Origin of the sequence: Caballeronia sordidicola, assembly GCF_002220365.1 — a bacterium.
GTDB lineage: Bacteria > Pseudomonadota > Gammaproteobacteria > Burkholderiales > Burkholderiaceae > Caballeronia > Caballeronia sordidicola_C.
The window spans coordinates 1-15,165 of the sequence record NZ_MTHB01000126.1; the positions used below are offsets into that span (position 1 = coordinate 1).

At 59.7% G+C, this 15,165-nt stretch carries 15 protein-coding genes and 1 pseudogene; 9 read left to right on the forward strand and 7 right to left on the reverse strand.

Going from position 1 to position 15,165, the window contains the following annotated elements:
- Together tsaE and BSU04_RS20660 are read left to right on the forward strand one after the other, a co-directional pair.
- Positions 1 to 529: tRNA (adenosine(37)-N6)-threonylcarbamoyltransferase complex ATPase subunit type 1 TsaE (gene tsaE, locus BSU04_RS20655; RefSeq protein WP_144021297.1), on the forward strand; the 529-nt coding region annotated here is incomplete at its 5' end.
- A complete protein-coding gene (locus tag BSU04_RS20660; protein ID WP_089162365.1) occupies positions 511 to 2,067 on the forward strand; it encodes an N-acetylmuramoyl-L-alanine amidase in 1,557 nt (518 codons plus the stop codon). The genes tsaE and BSU04_RS20660, both read left to right, overlap by 19 nt.
- A 79-nt stretch (positions 2,068 to 2,146) precedes the next feature.
- Here BSU04_RS20660 and BSU04_RS20665 read toward each other — a convergent pair whose 3' ends face one another.
- Both BSU04_RS20665 and BSU04_RS20670 read right to left on the reverse strand, forming a co-directional pair.
- Complete coding sequence (locus tag BSU04_RS20665) at positions 2,147 to 3,031, reverse strand: EamA family transporter (RefSeq protein ID WP_089162366.1); 885 nt, start codon at positions 3,029 to 3,031, stop codon at positions 2,147 to 2,149.
- A 253-nt stretch (positions 3,032 to 3,284) separates the two neighbouring features.
- On the reverse strand, positions 3,285 to 3,575 hold the full coding sequence (locus tag BSU04_RS20670) for a hypothetical protein (RefSeq protein WP_089162367.1): 291 nt from the start codon (positions 3,573 to 3,575) through the stop codon (positions 3,285 to 3,287).
- Between the two features lie 230 nt (positions 3,576 to 3,805).
- Here BSU04_RS20670 and BSU04_RS20675 point away from each other — a divergent pair, with 230 nt between their 5' ends.
- Both BSU04_RS20675 and trxA read left to right on the forward strand, forming a co-directional pair.
- Positions 3,806 to 4,705, forward strand: coding sequence for a pirin family protein (locus BSU04_RS20675; protein WP_089162368.1), 900 nt, complete (start codon positions 3,806 to 3,808; stop codon positions 4,703 to 4,705).
- Between the two features lie 136 nt (positions 4,706 to 4,841).
- Positions 4,842 to 5,690 carry a thioredoxin gene (gene trxA, locus BSU04_RS20680; protein WP_089162369.1) on the forward strand — a complete coding sequence of 283 codons (849 nt, stop codon included), beginning with the start codon at positions 4,842 to 4,844 and terminating at the stop codon, positions 5,688 to 5,690.
- Between the two features lie 112 nt (positions 5,691 to 5,802).
- Here the strand turns inward: trxA and BSU04_RS20685 are convergent, their stop codons facing one another.
- On the reverse strand, positions 5,803 to 6,663 hold the full coding sequence (locus BSU04_RS20685; RefSeq protein ID WP_179258379.1) for a tRNA threonylcarbamoyladenosine dehydratase: 861 nt from the start codon (positions 6,661 to 6,663) through the stop codon (positions 5,803 to 5,805).
- 341 nt (positions 6,664 to 7,004) lie between these two features.
- Between BSU04_RS20685 and pdxH the strand changes: the two genes are divergently transcribed.
- From pdxH to BSU04_RS20700, 3 genes and pseudogenes are all read left to right on the forward strand, one after another.
- Entirely contained in the window at positions 7,005 to 7,661 is a 657-nt protein-coding gene (gene pdxH, locus BSU04_RS20690; RefSeq protein WP_089162370.1) for a pyridoxamine 5'-phosphate oxidase, read from the forward strand.
- Between the two features lie 206 nt (positions 7,662 to 7,867).
- Positions 7,868 to 9,082: an SAM-dependent methyltransferase gene (locus tag BSU04_RS20695; RefSeq protein WP_089162371.1), complete on the forward strand. Its 1,215-nt coding sequence runs from the start codon at positions 7,868 to 7,870 to the stop codon at positions 9,080 to 9,082.
- Positions 9,046 to 10,211, forward strand: a pseudogene (locus tag BSU04_RS20700) (DUF72 domain-containing protein). Before BSU04_RS20695 ends, BSU04_RS20700 begins: the two are co-directional and overlap by 37 nt.
- Positions 10,212 to 10,289: 78 nt before the next feature.
- Here BSU04_RS20700 and msrA read toward each other — a convergent pair.
- The gene (msrA, locus tag BSU04_RS20705) at positions 10,290 to 10,850 is read right to left on the reverse strand and encodes a peptide-methionine (S)-S-oxide reductase MsrA (protein WP_089162372.1); all 561 of its coding nucleotides are present in this window, start codon (positions 10,848 to 10,850) and stop codon (positions 10,290 to 10,292) included.
- 255 nt (positions 10,851 to 11,105) lie between these two features.
- Here msrA and BSU04_RS20710 point away from each other — a divergent pair, with 255 nt between their 5' ends.
- Complete coding sequence (locus tag BSU04_RS20710) at positions 11,106 to 11,615, forward strand: flavin reductase family protein (RefSeq protein ID WP_089162486.1); 510 nt, start codon at positions 11,106 to 11,108, stop codon at positions 11,613 to 11,615.
- A gap of 31 nt (positions 11,616 to 11,646) precedes the next feature.
- On the opposite strand, the gene BSU04_RS20715 is transcribed toward BSU04_RS20710, so the two are convergent.
- On the reverse strand, positions 11,647 to 12,144 hold the full coding sequence (locus BSU04_RS20715; RefSeq protein WP_089162373.1) for an Lrp/AsnC family transcriptional regulator: 498 nt from the start codon (positions 12,142 to 12,144) through the stop codon (positions 11,647 to 11,649).
- Positions 12,145 to 12,285: 141 nt separating this feature from the next.
- Positions 12,286 to 13,101, reverse strand: a complete 816-nt coding sequence (locus BSU04_RS20720) for an IclR family transcriptional regulator (RefSeq protein WP_089162374.1) — start codon at positions 13,099 to 13,101, stop codon at positions 12,286 to 12,288.
- Between the two features lie 99 nt (positions 13,102 to 13,200).
- Between BSU04_RS20720 and BSU04_RS20725 the strand changes: the two genes are divergently transcribed.
- Positions 13,201 to 14,391 carry an acyl-CoA dehydrogenase gene (locus BSU04_RS20725; RefSeq protein ID WP_089162375.1) on the forward strand — a complete coding sequence of 397 codons (1,191 nt, stop codon included), beginning with the start codon at positions 13,201 to 13,203 and terminating at the stop codon, positions 14,389 to 14,391.
- Positions 14,392 to 14,517: 126 nt separating this feature from the next.
- On the opposite strand, the gene BSU04_RS20730 is transcribed toward BSU04_RS20725, so the two are convergent.
- Positions 14,518 to 15,156, reverse strand: coding sequence for a peroxiredoxin (locus BSU04_RS20730; RefSeq protein WP_089162376.1), 639 nt, complete (start codon positions 15,154 to 15,156; stop codon positions 14,518 to 14,520).
- Between the last annotated feature and the right edge of the window lie 9 nt (positions 15,157 to 15,165).

Sequence of the window (15,165 nt, forward strand, 5' to 3'; positions counted from 1 at the left end):
CGCCGCGCAGCTCGAACGCCGCTTCGAGCTGCCCGACGAAGACGCGACGCTCGCCTTCGGTGGCCGCTTCGCGAAGGCGATCCTGCAGGCCCGCGGACCGAACGGTTCACACAATTCAAACGCGCCAAACGAACGTTTTCCCGGTTTGCAGGTCCAGTTGATCGGCGACCTGGGCGCGGGTAAAACCACGCTGGTACGCGCAACGCTGCGCTCACTCGGTCATGCAGGCCGCGTGCGCAGTCCCACTTACACGCTCGTCGAACCCTACTCGCTTGCGACCGAAACGGGTCTGCTCGAGCTCTATCACTTCGATCTTTATCGCTTTGCCGATCCAGCCGAATGGGCCGACGCCGGCTTTCGCGAATACTTCGACGCAGGCGCGATCTGCCTGGTCGAATGGCCACAACGCGCGGGCGGTTTGCTGGGTGTGCCGGATCTCGAATTCACGCTGGAACAGGAAGGCGAAGGCCGCGTGCTGATAGCGCGCGCGTTTAGCGAAACAGGAAAGTCATGTCTCGAAAGCTGTTGATCAAGCCGTTTCATTCGATCGAATCGACCGCCACGGCGTCGCACAACTGGCGGCGGCGCCAGGTGCTGCGCGCGGGTGCATCGACTATCGCGCTCGCGCTGCTCGGACCGAAGCTCGCGTACGCGAGCTCGGTGCTCGGCGTGCGCGTGTGGCCTGCCCGCGATTACACACGGGTCACGATCGAGTCCGATCAGCCGCTGCAAAACACCCAGCAATTGCTGCAGGGTCCGGATCGGCTCGTGGTCGACCTGAATGGACTCGATCTCGATCAGGAACTGAAGGATCTCGTCTCGAAGATCACGCCGAACGACCCGCAGATCCAGTCGGTGCGCATCGGGCAATATCAGCCTCATGTGGTGCGGATGGTGTTCGACCTGAAGGGGTCCGTGAAGCCGCAGGTGTTCACGCTGACGCCGATCGGCAGCTACAAGTATCGGCTGGTCTTCGATCTGTATCCGGCCGTTGCCCCCGATCCGTTGATGGATTTGCTCGCCCAGTCCGAGCACAAGCAACAAACCTTCGACCAGACCAACCCGAATCCGGCCCCGCCGCCCGCCACGCTGAGCGGCCCCGCCACCCCGCCGAAAGCTAACGCGCCGGACAACACGGACGAGTTTTTTCAGAAATACGCGCAATCCGATCTGCCGCGCGCACCGTCATCGCCCGCGCCAGCTGCCCCCGTCCCGCCGATTCCCCCATTCCCGAAGCCCCGGCCTACAGTCAAAGCTGCGCCGCCTACGGCCTTGGCGAAGCAGGATGACTCGTCCGACGCCGACACCAGCGACGACTACGGCTTTTCCAACCCGAAGAGCAATAAATCCGGGACCACGCGCCTGCTCACCGTCGCGATCGACCCGGGCCACGGCGGCGAAGATCCTGGGGCGATAGGCAGCGGCGGAACGTACGAGAAGCACATTGCCCTTGATGTCGCGAAGAAGTTGCGCGCCAAGATCGATGCGCAGCCAAACATGCGCGCGATGATGACGCGCGACGCCGACTTCTTCGTGCCGCTTAACGTGCGTGTGCAGAAGGCGCGTCGAGTGGGCGCGGACCTGTTCGTTTCCATTCACGCCGATGCGTTCACCACGCCCTCGGCGCGTGGTTCGTCGGTGTTCGCACTCTCCGATCACGGCGCTTCGAGTGCGGCCGCGCGCTGGATGGCGAACAAGGAAAACTCGTCGGACTCCATTGGCGGCATCAATGTGACGACCCAGGACGCAAGCGTCAACCGGGCGTTGTTCGACATGTCGACGACCGCGCAGATTCGCGACTCCATGCGCTATGGCAATTTCGTATTGAACGAGATTGGCGATATCAACAAGCTGCACAAAGGCTCGGTGGAACAGGCCGGTTTTGCGGTGTTGAAAGCACCGGATATTCCGTCGATCCTGGTGGAGACTGCGTTTATCAGTAACCCCGAAGAGGAGCAGCGTCTGAACGACGACGCTTATCGCGACAAGATGGCGAACGCGATCATGAAGGGCATCAAGCGGTATTTTGCAGCCAACCCGCCGCTCGCCAAGAGCCGGATGACGTAAAGGGCCAGGGTCGCTCGCGCTGGGCTACAAGCGTGCAGGGGCTAAAGGCCGGAGCGAGCGAACGGCTCCGGCCTTTACCCTAACGCGCCGCCGATAAAAACCGCTGCCTGAACCATCCGCCGAACACATTGACCACCAGTCCGGCCATCACCAGCACCGCGCCCACGAATTCCATCGGGCTCAGCCCTTCATCCAGCAGCAATGCCGCTGAAACCAGCCCGACAATGGGCACAAGCAACGAAAACGGCGCGACCTGACTCGCCGGATAACGCGCCAGCAGCTTTCCCCACAACGTATAACCGAGCATTGTCGCGACAAACGCGAGATAAACGATCGCCAGCACCGACGTGAGTGAAATGCCGGACAAGCTGGCCGAAATGCGCGCTGGCCCCTCCACCATCAGCGAAAGCGCGAGGAACGGCAACGGTGGCACCAGGCTCGCCCACACTACGAGCGACAACAGGTCGACCTTGCCCATACGCTTCGTGATGACATTGCCCATGCCCCACATGGACGCCGCCACGAGCGTGAGCAGGAAACCGGCGACAGTCATGGCATGGCCGGCCTGAACGCCGATCACGGCCAGCCCGCACGCCGCGATCAGCAAACCCGCCACGTTTGGCCCACGAAAGCCTTCACCAAGGATCATGGCCGCGAAGATCAGCGTGAAAAACGCCTGCGCCTGTAATACCAGTGACGCAAGGCCGGCGGGCATACCAACGGACATTGCGTAAAAAAGCAGCACGAATTGCCCGAACGAGATGGTCGCGCCATAAGCGAACAGCCAGCGAAACGGAATAGCCGGGCGCTTGACGAAAAACACGGCCGGGAACGCGACCAGCGTGAAGCGCAACGCGCCAAGCAGCATGGGCGGAACGCCGTGCAGGCCCACCTTGATCACGACGAAGTTCACGCCCCAGGCGAGAATGACAATCAGCGCGGACAACAAATCCTTGGGCGACATCGCCGTCTCCGTGAGTTTTATTCGAAGCTGCGTTCAGGATCAGACGGGAGCCCGGAAGCCCCGAATAAGATCGAACGCAATTCGACACTGTAGCGGACGATTTTGCAAATACGTTGTACAAACTCACGCTATAGCCCATTCGGACAAGGCAATCCCCCTCCACATCCAAAAGAAAAAGCGCTTGCGCCGATTGGGGCGCAAGCGCTTTTTCTTTGAAACGCTACCTCTTGAAACGCCCGCGGCGCCCCAACCCCTACTTGCTTTGACCATTCTCCGTCGCGGCACTGGCGCCCGTCTCTACGGCAGGCGTCTTGCTCGGGTTGGCCGACTGGCCGACTGACGACTGCGTGTTCGCGGGCTTGCGCATCTTGTGATGCTTTTTCATCGGCGCCGATGCACCGTCGGACATGTCGGCGCTTTGCATTGGCGATGCGGTGGGCATGGATGCCGCGTTCGACGAATTGCCGCTCGACGTTTGGGCATAAGCGCCTGCAGTGGCAAACAGTCCAGCGGCAACGGCGATCAAAAGCGTGTTCTTGCTCATTGTGAAGCTCCTGTCTAGGCTAAGCGGAAAAGAACCGTTAAAGCGGTTCATCGAAACGGTCCATCGAAAGTTGCACAGTTCGCCGGATCACACGGTCGCCAAGCTCGTCAGCGACCTCATGCTCCGGCTTGAACGGCCGGCCAAATGGCATACCGCCCGGATACCGCTTGCGTGCTTCCACACGACGCCCAGTAGAATTGCAGTTCCGAGCACGCAATCCGGACATCCTTATGTCTTCCACAATCCAAGCGTTTCTCAAGCCGCATCAGCACGACGTCGGTGGCCTCATGGTGCGTCGGGTACTGCCTGCACTGGCTGCCCGCACCATCGGACCGTTCATTTTCTTCGACCATATCGGCCCTGCAACGCTCGTGCCTGGGCAGGGGCTGGACGTGCGTCCCCATCCGCACATAGGCCTCGCGACCGTCACCTATCTCTTCGAGGGAGCGATCATGCATCGCGACAGCGTTGGCTCGGTCCAGAAGATCTCGCCCGGCGACGTGAACTGGATGACGGCCGGCGGCGGCATCGTGCATTCGGAGCGGACTCCGGACGAGGAACGCGCCGCCGGCCAGGACATGCACGGCATCCAGACATGGGTCGCGCTGCCCGTGGCGCAAGAGGAGTGCGCACCCTCGTTCGAGCATCATCCGGCCGCTACGCTGCCGCAAGTCGAACGCAATGGCGTGACGTTGCGGGTGATTGCAGGCAGCGCTTTCGGTGAAACAGCGCCGACCACCACGTTCTCACCCACCCTGTATGTCGCAGCGCAATTTTCGGCGGACAGTGCCGTAACGCTCGATACGGAACATGAGGAACGCGGGGTCTATCTGGTGGAAGGCAATCTCTCCATCGACGGAGACGTGCTGCCCGCTGGCCAGATGGCCGTACTGAAGACGGGGTATTCCGCCGATCTGCGCAGCACGGACGGCGCAATCGCGATGCTGCTCGGCGGCGCGCCGCTGGACGGCCCGCGCTTCATCGAGTGGAATTTCGTCTCGAGTTCGAAGGAAAAAATTGAGGCCGCAAAACTCGCGTGGAGCGAACAGCGGATGGGACAAGTTTCCGGCGAAACCGAATTTATCCCGTTGCCGCCGCCGCGCCGCCAAGCCAATCCGCCGGAAGCCTGAGGCTTATGAGGCTCGAGCCCTGAGCTCCGAGTCCTCCGCTGAATCAGGCATGCATCCGGTTGAACTCGGCCGGCTTGCCCCAAGATAATTGTTCAACTCGAATTGTTCAACGCTTACGCGTTTCAGGAGGAACACCATGGATACAACACTCGCCACGTTCGAACAGGACGTCATCGCCGCGTCCACGCTTGCGCCGGTGCTCGTCGATTTCTGGGCGCCGTGGTGCGGTCCGTGCAAGACGCTCGGCCCGATGCTCGAGCGCCTGGAAGCGGAAGGCGCGGGCAAGTGGAAGCTGGTGAAGGTGAATGTCGATGAAAATCCGGAGCTGGCGCAGCACTTTCAGGTACGCAGCATTCCGCACGTGGTCGCGTTTGCGGACGGCCATGCCGTTGACCAGTTCATCGGCGTGTTGCCGGAAGGCCAGTTGCGCGAGTTCATCGACAAACTGGTCCCGGACGGTGCTGAAGCCGAGCGCCGTGCGGCGCATGCGGCCTACGAGGCAGGCGACGCCGATTTGGCCATTGACCATATCAAGGCAACGCTGGCACTGGATCCCGGTTATGACGACGCGCGGCTGGACCTGATCGAGTGGCTGCTAGCCGCCGGCCGCACTGACGAAGCACGCGATGAAGAGAAGCTGCTGTCGCCGAAAACCACCCAGGGAATCGATGCCCGCTACAACGCGCTAAAAACCGAACTGGACGCCGCCGATGCCGCCGAGAGCCTTCCGCCCGCCGACGCCCTGATCGGCGCCGTGAACGCCAATCCAGACGATCTGGAAGCCCGTTTTGCGCTGGCCAACCGGCTGATTGCCGGCCGCGATTACAACGGCGCGCTGGAGCATTTGTTCGCGATTGTGACGCGCGACCGCAATTTCATGGACGACGTGGGCCGTAAAACCATGCTGTCGGTGTTCGGCCTAGCCGCGCATCAACCGGAGGTGGTTTCGCAATGGCGCCGCAAATTGAGCGCGGCTATTAACTGACGCATTAATGTCCGGGCCCAAAACCTTTCAAATGGTTTAAATCGATATTGGCGAGAAGGGCATTTTGAAAAATGGCCGCTTGAACGCGGCCATTTTCTAACTCACGCAGCGTTTAAGCTCGTTTCGCGATATCTCTTAAGACATACGCAGCAGCGGCAAATCCAAAACTGGCCGTCACGCAAACACTCGATCCAAACCCCGCGCAATTCAGTCCGACTGGACCGGCAGCAGCGGACTCCGTTTCTTCGGATCCGGCCGCCTCACTGGCGTCGCGAACGGGTGCTTCGGGGTAGATCAGCGGCTCGTCGGAATAGACCGCGCTCACCTTGAACTTCGCTTTTGGCCCACGCGGAAAGCCGTGCAATTTGCGCAGTTGCCCGCGCACTTTGGAGAGCAGCGGGTCTTGGATCGTGAGCGCCAGATCGTCGATACGAATCCGTGTCGGATCAAGCTGTCCGCCTGCTCCGCCAACGGTGATCAATGGCTGTCCATGCTCGACGCACCATGCAATTAGCGCGGTTTTCGTACGCACGCTGTCAATGGCGTCGATCACGAAATCGAAACCGCCGCCCAGCACCGAATCGAAGTTGGCGGGTTCGATAAAATCTTCGACCTGCTCCACGTGGCACGCAGGATCGATCAGGTGAATGCGCTCGGCCATGGCGCTGACCTTGGCCTTGCCGTAGTTGCCGTCCAGCGCGTGCACCTGGCGGTTCGTATTGCTTTCGGCCACGTTGTCGAGATCGATCAGCGTGAGGCGCCCGATCGCATTGCGCGCCAGCGCCTCGACCGTCCACGAGCCCACGCCGCCGATCCCGATCACCGCCACATGCGCGCGCTCGAACGCCGCGAGCCCAGCCGGACCATACAAGCGCGCCACGCCGCCAAAGCGCCGGGCGCGGTCGGCGGCTTCAAACTGCGCCGTGACGGAGGTAAGATTTAAGGTGTCAGCAGAGGCAGGCAAAGCGGTCATGATGGGATCGGCGGCAGGTAGGCAGAACAAGCAAAAACAAGGCAAGGGAGCAGCAAAACAGCGCCTGGAGGCACCGTTCGGCACTGACGCGCTATCACAACGAAAGAACCAGAGATCAGCAGGAATTCGCTGAATTGCGTATTCTGCCTTATCGAAGACTGGACGTAAGAAACCACCGGCCATTTTTTGAAAGCAAAATGAAAATAATTGCCAATTTGTATTCAAATTCTGTCGCCCGGGAACATGATCTGAATCATTGAAAACCAAAGGGACATTGGCGGTAAAGCGCAGAATTTGAAGACCTTGGCTATACTAATGCGATTGAAGCGTTTGCATAAAAAATGACGACCCTCGCTGATCTCAGAAAGAATTATTCCGTCGGATCGCTGGAAACATCCGACGTGGATCCCAACCCGATTCGACAATTCGAAGCGTGGTTTGCGCAGGCGCTCGACGCACAATTACCCGAACCCAATACCATGACGCTCGCGACCGTCGACGAGCGCGGCCGTCCGTCGGCGCGCATCGTGCTCATCAAGGGCGTCGACGACCGTGGCTTCGTGTTCTTCACGAACTACCTCAGCCGCAAAGGTCATGAACTCGCGAGCAACCCCGCCGCGAGCCTGCTGTTTTATTGGATCGAACTCGAACGCCAGGTGCGTATCGAGGGCTCCGTCGTCAAGACAAGTCCGGAAGATAGCGACGCGTATTTCGTGTCGCGCCCGCTTGGATCGCGAATAGGCGCGTGGGCGTCGGAGCAGAGTGAAGTGATCGAAAGCCGCGCGGTGCTCGAAGCCCGCGAGCGCGAATTGATTGCGAAATACGGTGACAACCCACCGCGTCCGCCACATTGGGGCGGCTACCGGCTCGTTCCCGACACCATTGAATTCTGGCAGGGCCGTCCGTCACGGTTACATGACCGTGTCGTCTATAAACGTGCTGCACACACGCTTGGGGCGAACGGCCAGCAATGGCAAATCGTCCGCTTATCGCCTTAGCCTTAGCAAGACTTCGACCTTTCGCCGGGTTCCTCATGGACCCGCATTGACTGGACCCGCGTTAAAAACGCGTCTCGTTGCGGCGTGTCCGGGTGGCGAAGGGTAAGCAGAGAAGGGCAAACGACGAAGGCATCGCGAACATAGTGCAAACGTGCAGCAAAGCGACCCGGTTTAGCTTCATTTTCATCTGAGCGCGGAGAACGAGCATGTTTTGGGAGAAAAAGCTGACGCAGTGGGTGCAGGAAATTCGGGACCGGGCAAACCTGCCCGCCCGGCTGGTCCTGTGGGATGGACAGCAACATGACTTCGGAAGTTTCGCGGCACCGCAAGTCACGCTGCATGTGAAGAGCGCGACCGCTCTTCCCTATCTGCTCGAACCGAGTCTGGACAACCTCGGTGAAGCCTACGTGAAGGGCAAGATCGACATCGAGGGCAAGCTGTCGGACATCATCAATATTGGTTACGGGCTGGCCAAGAACACGGTCACAAGCGCGAGCAAGCTGGCGCGCGTGCGGCGCTACTTCAATCATACGAAAGCGTCGGACAAGAAAGCCATTCAGTACCACTACGATGTGTCGAACGAGTTCTACGAGCTGTGGCTCGACAAGAACATGGTCTACTCGTGCGCGTATTTCGAAAACGGCGATGAAGACCTCGCTACCGCGCAGATCAAGAAGATCGACCACATCCTCACGAAGATCCAGTTGCAACCGGGCCAAAGTCTGCTCGACATCGGCTGTGGCTGGGGTGCGCTCGTCTTGCGCGCCGCCCAGAAATTCGGGGCGAAATGCGTGGGCGTCACGCTCTCGCAAAACCAGTTCGATCTCGCCACGAAGCGGGTGAAAGACGCCGGGCTGGAAGGCCAGATCGAAATCCGCCTGCAGGATTATCGCGACGTGCAAGGCCAGTTCGACCGGATCACGAGCGTCGGCATGTTCGAGCACGTCGGCCGCAAGAACCTGCCCGGTTACTTCGCCAAGGTGCGCGAACTGTTGGCCGACGACGGCATTGCCATGAACCACGGCATTACGTCGACCGACTTCGACAGCGGCGAGACGGCGCTTGGCGGCGGCGAGTTCATCGACCGGTACGTGTTCCCGGACGGCGAGCTGCCGCACATCGGACTTGCGCTCGAAGCGCTGCAGGAAGGCGGCCTCGAAGCGGTCGACGTGGAAAGCCTGCGCCGTCATTACGCGCGCACGCTCGACATCTGGGCGGAAAATTTCGAGGCGAAGGCGGAGCAGGCGAAGGCGCTTGTCGACGATGAAAAATTCCGCATCTGGCGCGTGTATCTTGCGGGTTGTGCGTATGCGTTCGAAAACGACGACGTGTCGATTTATCAAATCGTGTGCCGCAAGGCCGGGCGCAGCGCGAAAACGCTGCCGTGGTCGCGCCGGTATATCTACGACAAACCGCTCTGAGTTCAACGCCTGATTCTGCCGCTTCCCGTGAACCCGCATCCGGTGATGAACCGGATGCGGGCGCGAAACCGCACGCGCCGCAAGTGGATCTCTTCGGGGCGGTGGACGCGCCCGAAATCGCGGACAACAAACCAGTTCCCGCAACCCCGTCTCACACAAAAGCCAAATCACGCGGCGGTGTCTTGCCCGCGCTCGCCGCGCCCGATCATCACGCGCTCGCTCAACGCCTTCCCGACACTGTTCACATTGGCACCTCGACGTGGTCGTTTCCCGGCTGGCGTGACATCGTCTATGGCGACGAATATTCGTCCGCGAAACTTTCCCGCGATGGCCTCAACGCGCTCGGCGCGCATCCCTTGCTGCGCTGCGTATCGATAGACCGTTCGTTCTACGGGCCGTTGTCGGTGGCGGACTACGCGCGCTACGCGAACCAGGTGCCAGCCCATTTCCGCTTCATCGTGAAAGCGCCGGCTTCCGTTACCGACGCCACCGTCCGCGGCGACAAAGGCGCACCCGCCGGCGATAACCCCGCCTTCCTGAACGCGCGAATCGCCATCGATGAATTCGTGCAGCCGTGCATCGCCGGCCTGGGTGAAAAAGCCGGCGCGCTCGTTTTCCAGATTCCGCCGTTGCCGGACGCACTGATCGTCGATCAACCGCGTTCCTTGAGCGCCTGTCCGCGTTTCTCAACGCGTTGCCGCCACTGCCCGGCGAAAGTTGCTACGCGGTGGAATTGCGTGACGCCATCATGCTGACGCCGCGGTTTATCCGCGTGCTGCGTGACGCGAAGGTGCGATATTGCGTCGGCATTCATGCGCGCATGCCCGATCCCCGGCGCCAGGCGAAGGCGCTCGCGCTATTGGACGAAGGCGGGCTTGGGCCATTGATCGTGCGCTGGAGCCTGCACGGCGGCTTCAAATACGAGCAGGCAAAAGCGAAGTACGAGCCGTTCGATAAACTCGTCGATGAAGATCCGGACACGCACGAAGCACTCGCCGAACTCGCGCTGCGCTACGCGCTCGCGGGGCAGCCGGTGGTGATCGCGGTGAACAACAAGGCGGAGGGTTCGGCGCCGCTGACGTGTTTCAAGATCGCGCAGTACCTGGCGGCCGGGATGCCGCAGAAATAAGCCGCGTGAATAAAAAACGGGCTTCGATTGCGCGTTGCCCGTCTTGCCCTGGTGCATTCAACCCTGCCATTCAAACACTCAGCGTTTCAGCCGATGAGCGAACTTCTGCCTGAACTTCGCCACCTTCGGCGCGACCACGAACGCGCAATATCCTTGATTCGGATGCTGCTCGAAGTAGTTCTGGTGGTAATCCTCAGCCGGAAAATAATTGCCGTTCAGGGGCGAGACTTCAGTGACGATCTTGCCGTCGAAGATCCCTTCTTTCTGCAATTCGCCGATCACTTCCTGCGCGATCTTTCGCTGTTCGTCGGAGTGCGTGAAGATGGACGACCGGTACTGCGTGCCAACGTCATTGCCTTGCCGGTTGAGTTGCGTCGGATCGTGGGTCGCAAAGAAGATCTCGAGCACGTTGCGGTACCCAATCACCGCCGGATCGAATTCCACCTTGATGACCTCGGCGTGTCCGGTCGTACCGTCGCAGACCTGCTCGTACGTTGGGTCCTTCACTTGGCCGCCGGCGTAACCCGACTCCACCGACAGCACGCCTTCAACGCCTAAAAAAACCGCTTCGGTACACCAAAAACATCCGCCGCCAATGGTGGCGGTTTCACGCTTTGCCTGCTCGTCATGCTGCGTCATGCTGGCTCCTGGTTCGTGTTCCGCGAGCGCTACCAAATGCGTGCGGAAGCCTGTGAATCAACCCTGCCAGCTTACTGGTTTTCGGATGTCCGCGTCGCCTGTACGGCCTTTAGCAACGCGGCGAGCAGGCCGATTCCGATAGAATCGTGACAATCGCCAATCCTCCGATGACTTCGAAAACTTCATCCGGCTTATTGTTTAGCTATGGTTTGCCGCCTGGATTCCGCCGATACCGTCGAACCTGAACCCATCCCGATGAAACGCGCCAATCAACCGAATTTCGACGCTACCGCTTTTCGCGATGCGCTCAGCCAGTTTGCCACCGGCGTCACCGTCATCACCACGCGCGCCGAATCCGGCCAGTTGATCGGCATTACCGCCAGTTCGTTCAACTCTGTTTCGCTCGATCCGCCGCTCGTGTTGTGGAGCCTTGCGACCAAATCCGCATCGATGCCCGTCTTCCAGGCCAATAGTCACTACGTAGTCAACGTGCTCGCAGCAACGCAAGTCGATCTTTGCAAGCGTTTTGCGACCGTCAAGGGCGACCGTTTTGCCGGCGTGTCACACGCAGCGGGAGACACCGGCATGCCGGTGCTCGACGGTGCGCTCGCGTGGTTCGAATGCCACAACCGCAGCCGCTATCAGGAAGGCGATCACGTGATCTTCGTGGGTCAGGTGGAGCGATGTGGCGTGCACGAGAATGCAGTGGAGATTGCCCCGCTGGTGTTTCAGGCAGGGCAGTTTCATACGCTTGGATCGCTGTGACCGCCCTTGTTCAGCTTGTCACGAGCTTGGGTCAAGACGCGCCAGCCGTTCTGTCGATCAAAGCGACCGGTACGCCCGCCTCGTCCTTCATGGTCTGAAGCACGATGTTGGAGCGGATATCGATCACACCCGGCGCCTTGTAAAGCTTGCTCAAGATGAAGTCCGAATAGTGCTTGAGGTTGTATGCGAGCACGCGCAGCACGTAATGTGTGTCACCGGTCACAACAAACGCACCCACCACTTCCGGCCATTCCCGCACCGCGGCCGCGAATTTCTCATGCCAGTTTTCCTGGTCGTTGCGCATGGAAACATGAACGAACGCCTCCAGTTCCACGCCGAGCCGTTCCCGGTCCAGACACGCGCGATAGCTCGCTATTACCCCTTCTTCCTCGAGCAGCCGCATGCGGCGCAGACACGCTGAGGGCGAAAGCGAAATCCGCTCAGCCAGATCAAGGTTACTGATGCGACCATCTTCTTGCAGCACCGACAAAATACGGCAATCCGTTGCGTCCAGTGAGAACCCAGTCATTTTTTAGTCTCCCTGCGGCTGTTTCATCGAATTATGTTCTAAGAGCCGTGTTTTTGGGATGTTATTTCTAAATCACCTTTTGACCGATTTCAACCTGATTTGGCTATCAAGGGGCCTCATTCGGCCTTAATCAGCGTTACTTCATGCCAGCCGTGCGGCCAGTGTCCGTAGCTTGGGCGCAACAATATTGCGGAAATACACCTCGTCCATCGACGATGCCGGCCCGCTGCTGCTCAGCACCAGCCATCGCCCATTGCGAATATCGCGTAAAGGAGCCGCGATCGCGTTCACGTCGGCGTGCCAGTCGCGAAACGAATAACAACAGCCGTCGCGGGCGTAATCGTCTATAGCCTCCCGCGCTGCCTTCACCAATCGCGCACCGTCTTCGCCATTTTTTACGGCCGCCGCGCCGAGTTCTTCGAGCAAAGCCTCCCGCTGGTCCGACTCCTGCACCGCCAGATAAGCACGGCCCATTGAACTCGTCAGCATCGACAGCCGTGAACCCGGCGCAAGACCCAGCGTCAGCGCCGTCTCGCTGCGGATGGTTTCCAGATAGATCATGTCGAGCCCGTCGCGGCATCCCAACGACACCGCCGCGCCAATTTCCCGAGCAAGAACCCGCATGTGCGGGCGCGCGAGCTCCAGCGCATCGGCCCCTGCCAGCAACGCGAATCCCAGCGACAGCACGCCTGTGTCGAGCGCGTATTTGCCGGCCGGTTCGTCGAAACGCAGATACCCGAGCGTGGTCAGCGTGTACGCAAGACGGTTGACGGTGGCTTTGGGCAGGCCGGTTCTATCGACGAAATCACGATTGCCCAGCAAGGTCTCCCCTGGACGAAACGCTCGCAGCATTTCCAGGCCGCGGGCGAGCGCGACAACAAACTTGCGTTCGTCGATCCCGTCTGAAGATTCGGAAGACTTCGACGACTCGGAATTCCGGATGGAAGTTATTGGCATCGGATGTTAGACTCGATTTTGATTTGCAAAACATTGTTCCGCTTAGCGGAACATCAGTCAAGTCCTAAAGTCAGGAATAGAGGAAACAGGAGAAACAACATGGCCGATGACGCCCGTTTTAGCTGGGAAGATCCGTTGCTGCTGGATCAGCAACTCAGCGACGAAGAACGCATGATCCGCGACGCTGCGTACGCTTACGCGCAGGACAAGCTGCAGCCGCGTGTGCTCGACGCGTTCCGCAACGAACACACGGACGTGGCGATCTTCCGTGAGATGGGCGAGCTCGGCCTGCTCGGGCCGACCATTCCGGAACAGTACGGCGGTCCTGGTCTCAACTACGTCAGCTATGGCCTGATCGCTCGCGAAGTTGAACGCGTGGATTCAGGTTACCGGTCGATGATGTCGGTGCAATCGTCGCTCGTCATGGTGCCGATCAACGCATTCGGCACCGAGGCGCAGAAGCAAAAATATCTGCCGAAGCTGGCGACCGGCGAATGGATCGGCTGTTTCGGTCTCACCGAGCCGAACGCCGGCTCCGATCCCGCCAGCATGACGACACGCGCCAAAAGGGTGGACGGCGGATTTTCGATGTCCGGCCAGAAGATGTGGATCTCGAATTCACCGATCGCCGATGTCTTTGTCGTGTGGGCGAAGCTGGAAGAAGAGGGCCGCGATCTGATTCGCGGGTTCATCCTGGAGAAGGGCTGGAAAGGGCTGAGTGCACCTGCTATTCACGGCAAGGTCGGCTTGCGGGCATCGATTACCGGCGAGATCGTGATGGACGAAGTCTTCGTGCCGGAAGAAAACCTGATGCCGAACGTGAGCGGCCTCAAAGGCCCTTTCACTTGCCTGAATTCGGCGCGCTACGGGATTGCGTGGGGTGCGCTCGGCGCGGCGGAAGCGTGCTGGCACATGGCACGGCAATACACGCTGGATCGCAAGCAGTTCGGCCGTCCGTTGGCCGCTAATCAGTTGATTCAAAAGAAACTCGCCGACATGCAGACGGAAATCACCCTCGGGCTGCAAGGCGTCCTGCGTCTGGGCCGCATGAAGGACGAAGGCACGGCGGCCGTCGAAATTACGTCGATCATGAAACGCAATTCGTGCGGCAAGGCGCTGGATATTGCGCGACTGGCGCGTGACATGCTCGGCGGCAACGGTATTTCAGACGAATTTGGCGTGGCGCGCCATTTGGTGAATCTGGAAGTGGTGAATACGTACGAAGGCACGCACGACATTCACGCGCTGATCCTTGGACGCGCCCAGACCGGGATTCAGGCGTTTTTCTGAGTCAGTACTTGTCGGGATCGTTACGACTTTTTTTAAGATCGCCGAAAGCAAAAAGCCAACGCGTTTCATGCGTTGGCTTTTTGCTTTTTACCGCTTGCTGCTCCACCGCAGGTTCAGCGCAACCGCTTACTTGTTCGGTTGCGGCGTCAGGCGCAGGTACGGGCGCACAGCCTTGTAGCCCTTCGGGAATTTGCGCTTGATCTCCTCCGGGTCTTGCAGCGACGGCACGATCACCACGTCGTCGCCCTGCTTCCAGTTACCCGGCGTCGCAACCTGATGGCTGTCGGTGAGTTGCAGCGAATCGATCACACGCAGGATTTCATCGAAGTTTCGACCCGTGCTCGCCGGATACGTGATGGTCAGGCGGACCTTCTTCTTCGGATCGATGACAAAAAGCGAGCGCACCGTCAACGTGGCATTCGCGTTCGGGTGAATCATGTCGTATAGCTCGGACACTTTCCGGTCGCCGTCGGCCAGGATCGGAAAACCGACATTAGCCGCCTGCGTCTCGTTGATGTCCTTGATCCATTCCTTATGCGACTCCACGTTATCGACCGACAACGCAATGGCCTTCACATTGCGTTTCTCAAACTCGCCCGCCAGCTTCGCGGTCAGGCCCAACTCCGTCGTGCAGACCGGCGTGAAATCCGCCGGATGTGAAAACAGCACGCCCCAGCTGTCGCCTAGCCATTCGTGAAACTTGATACGGCCAACGCTGGAATCCTGTTCAAAATCGGGCGCCGTGTCGCCTAGACGCAAGCTCATGATGTGTCT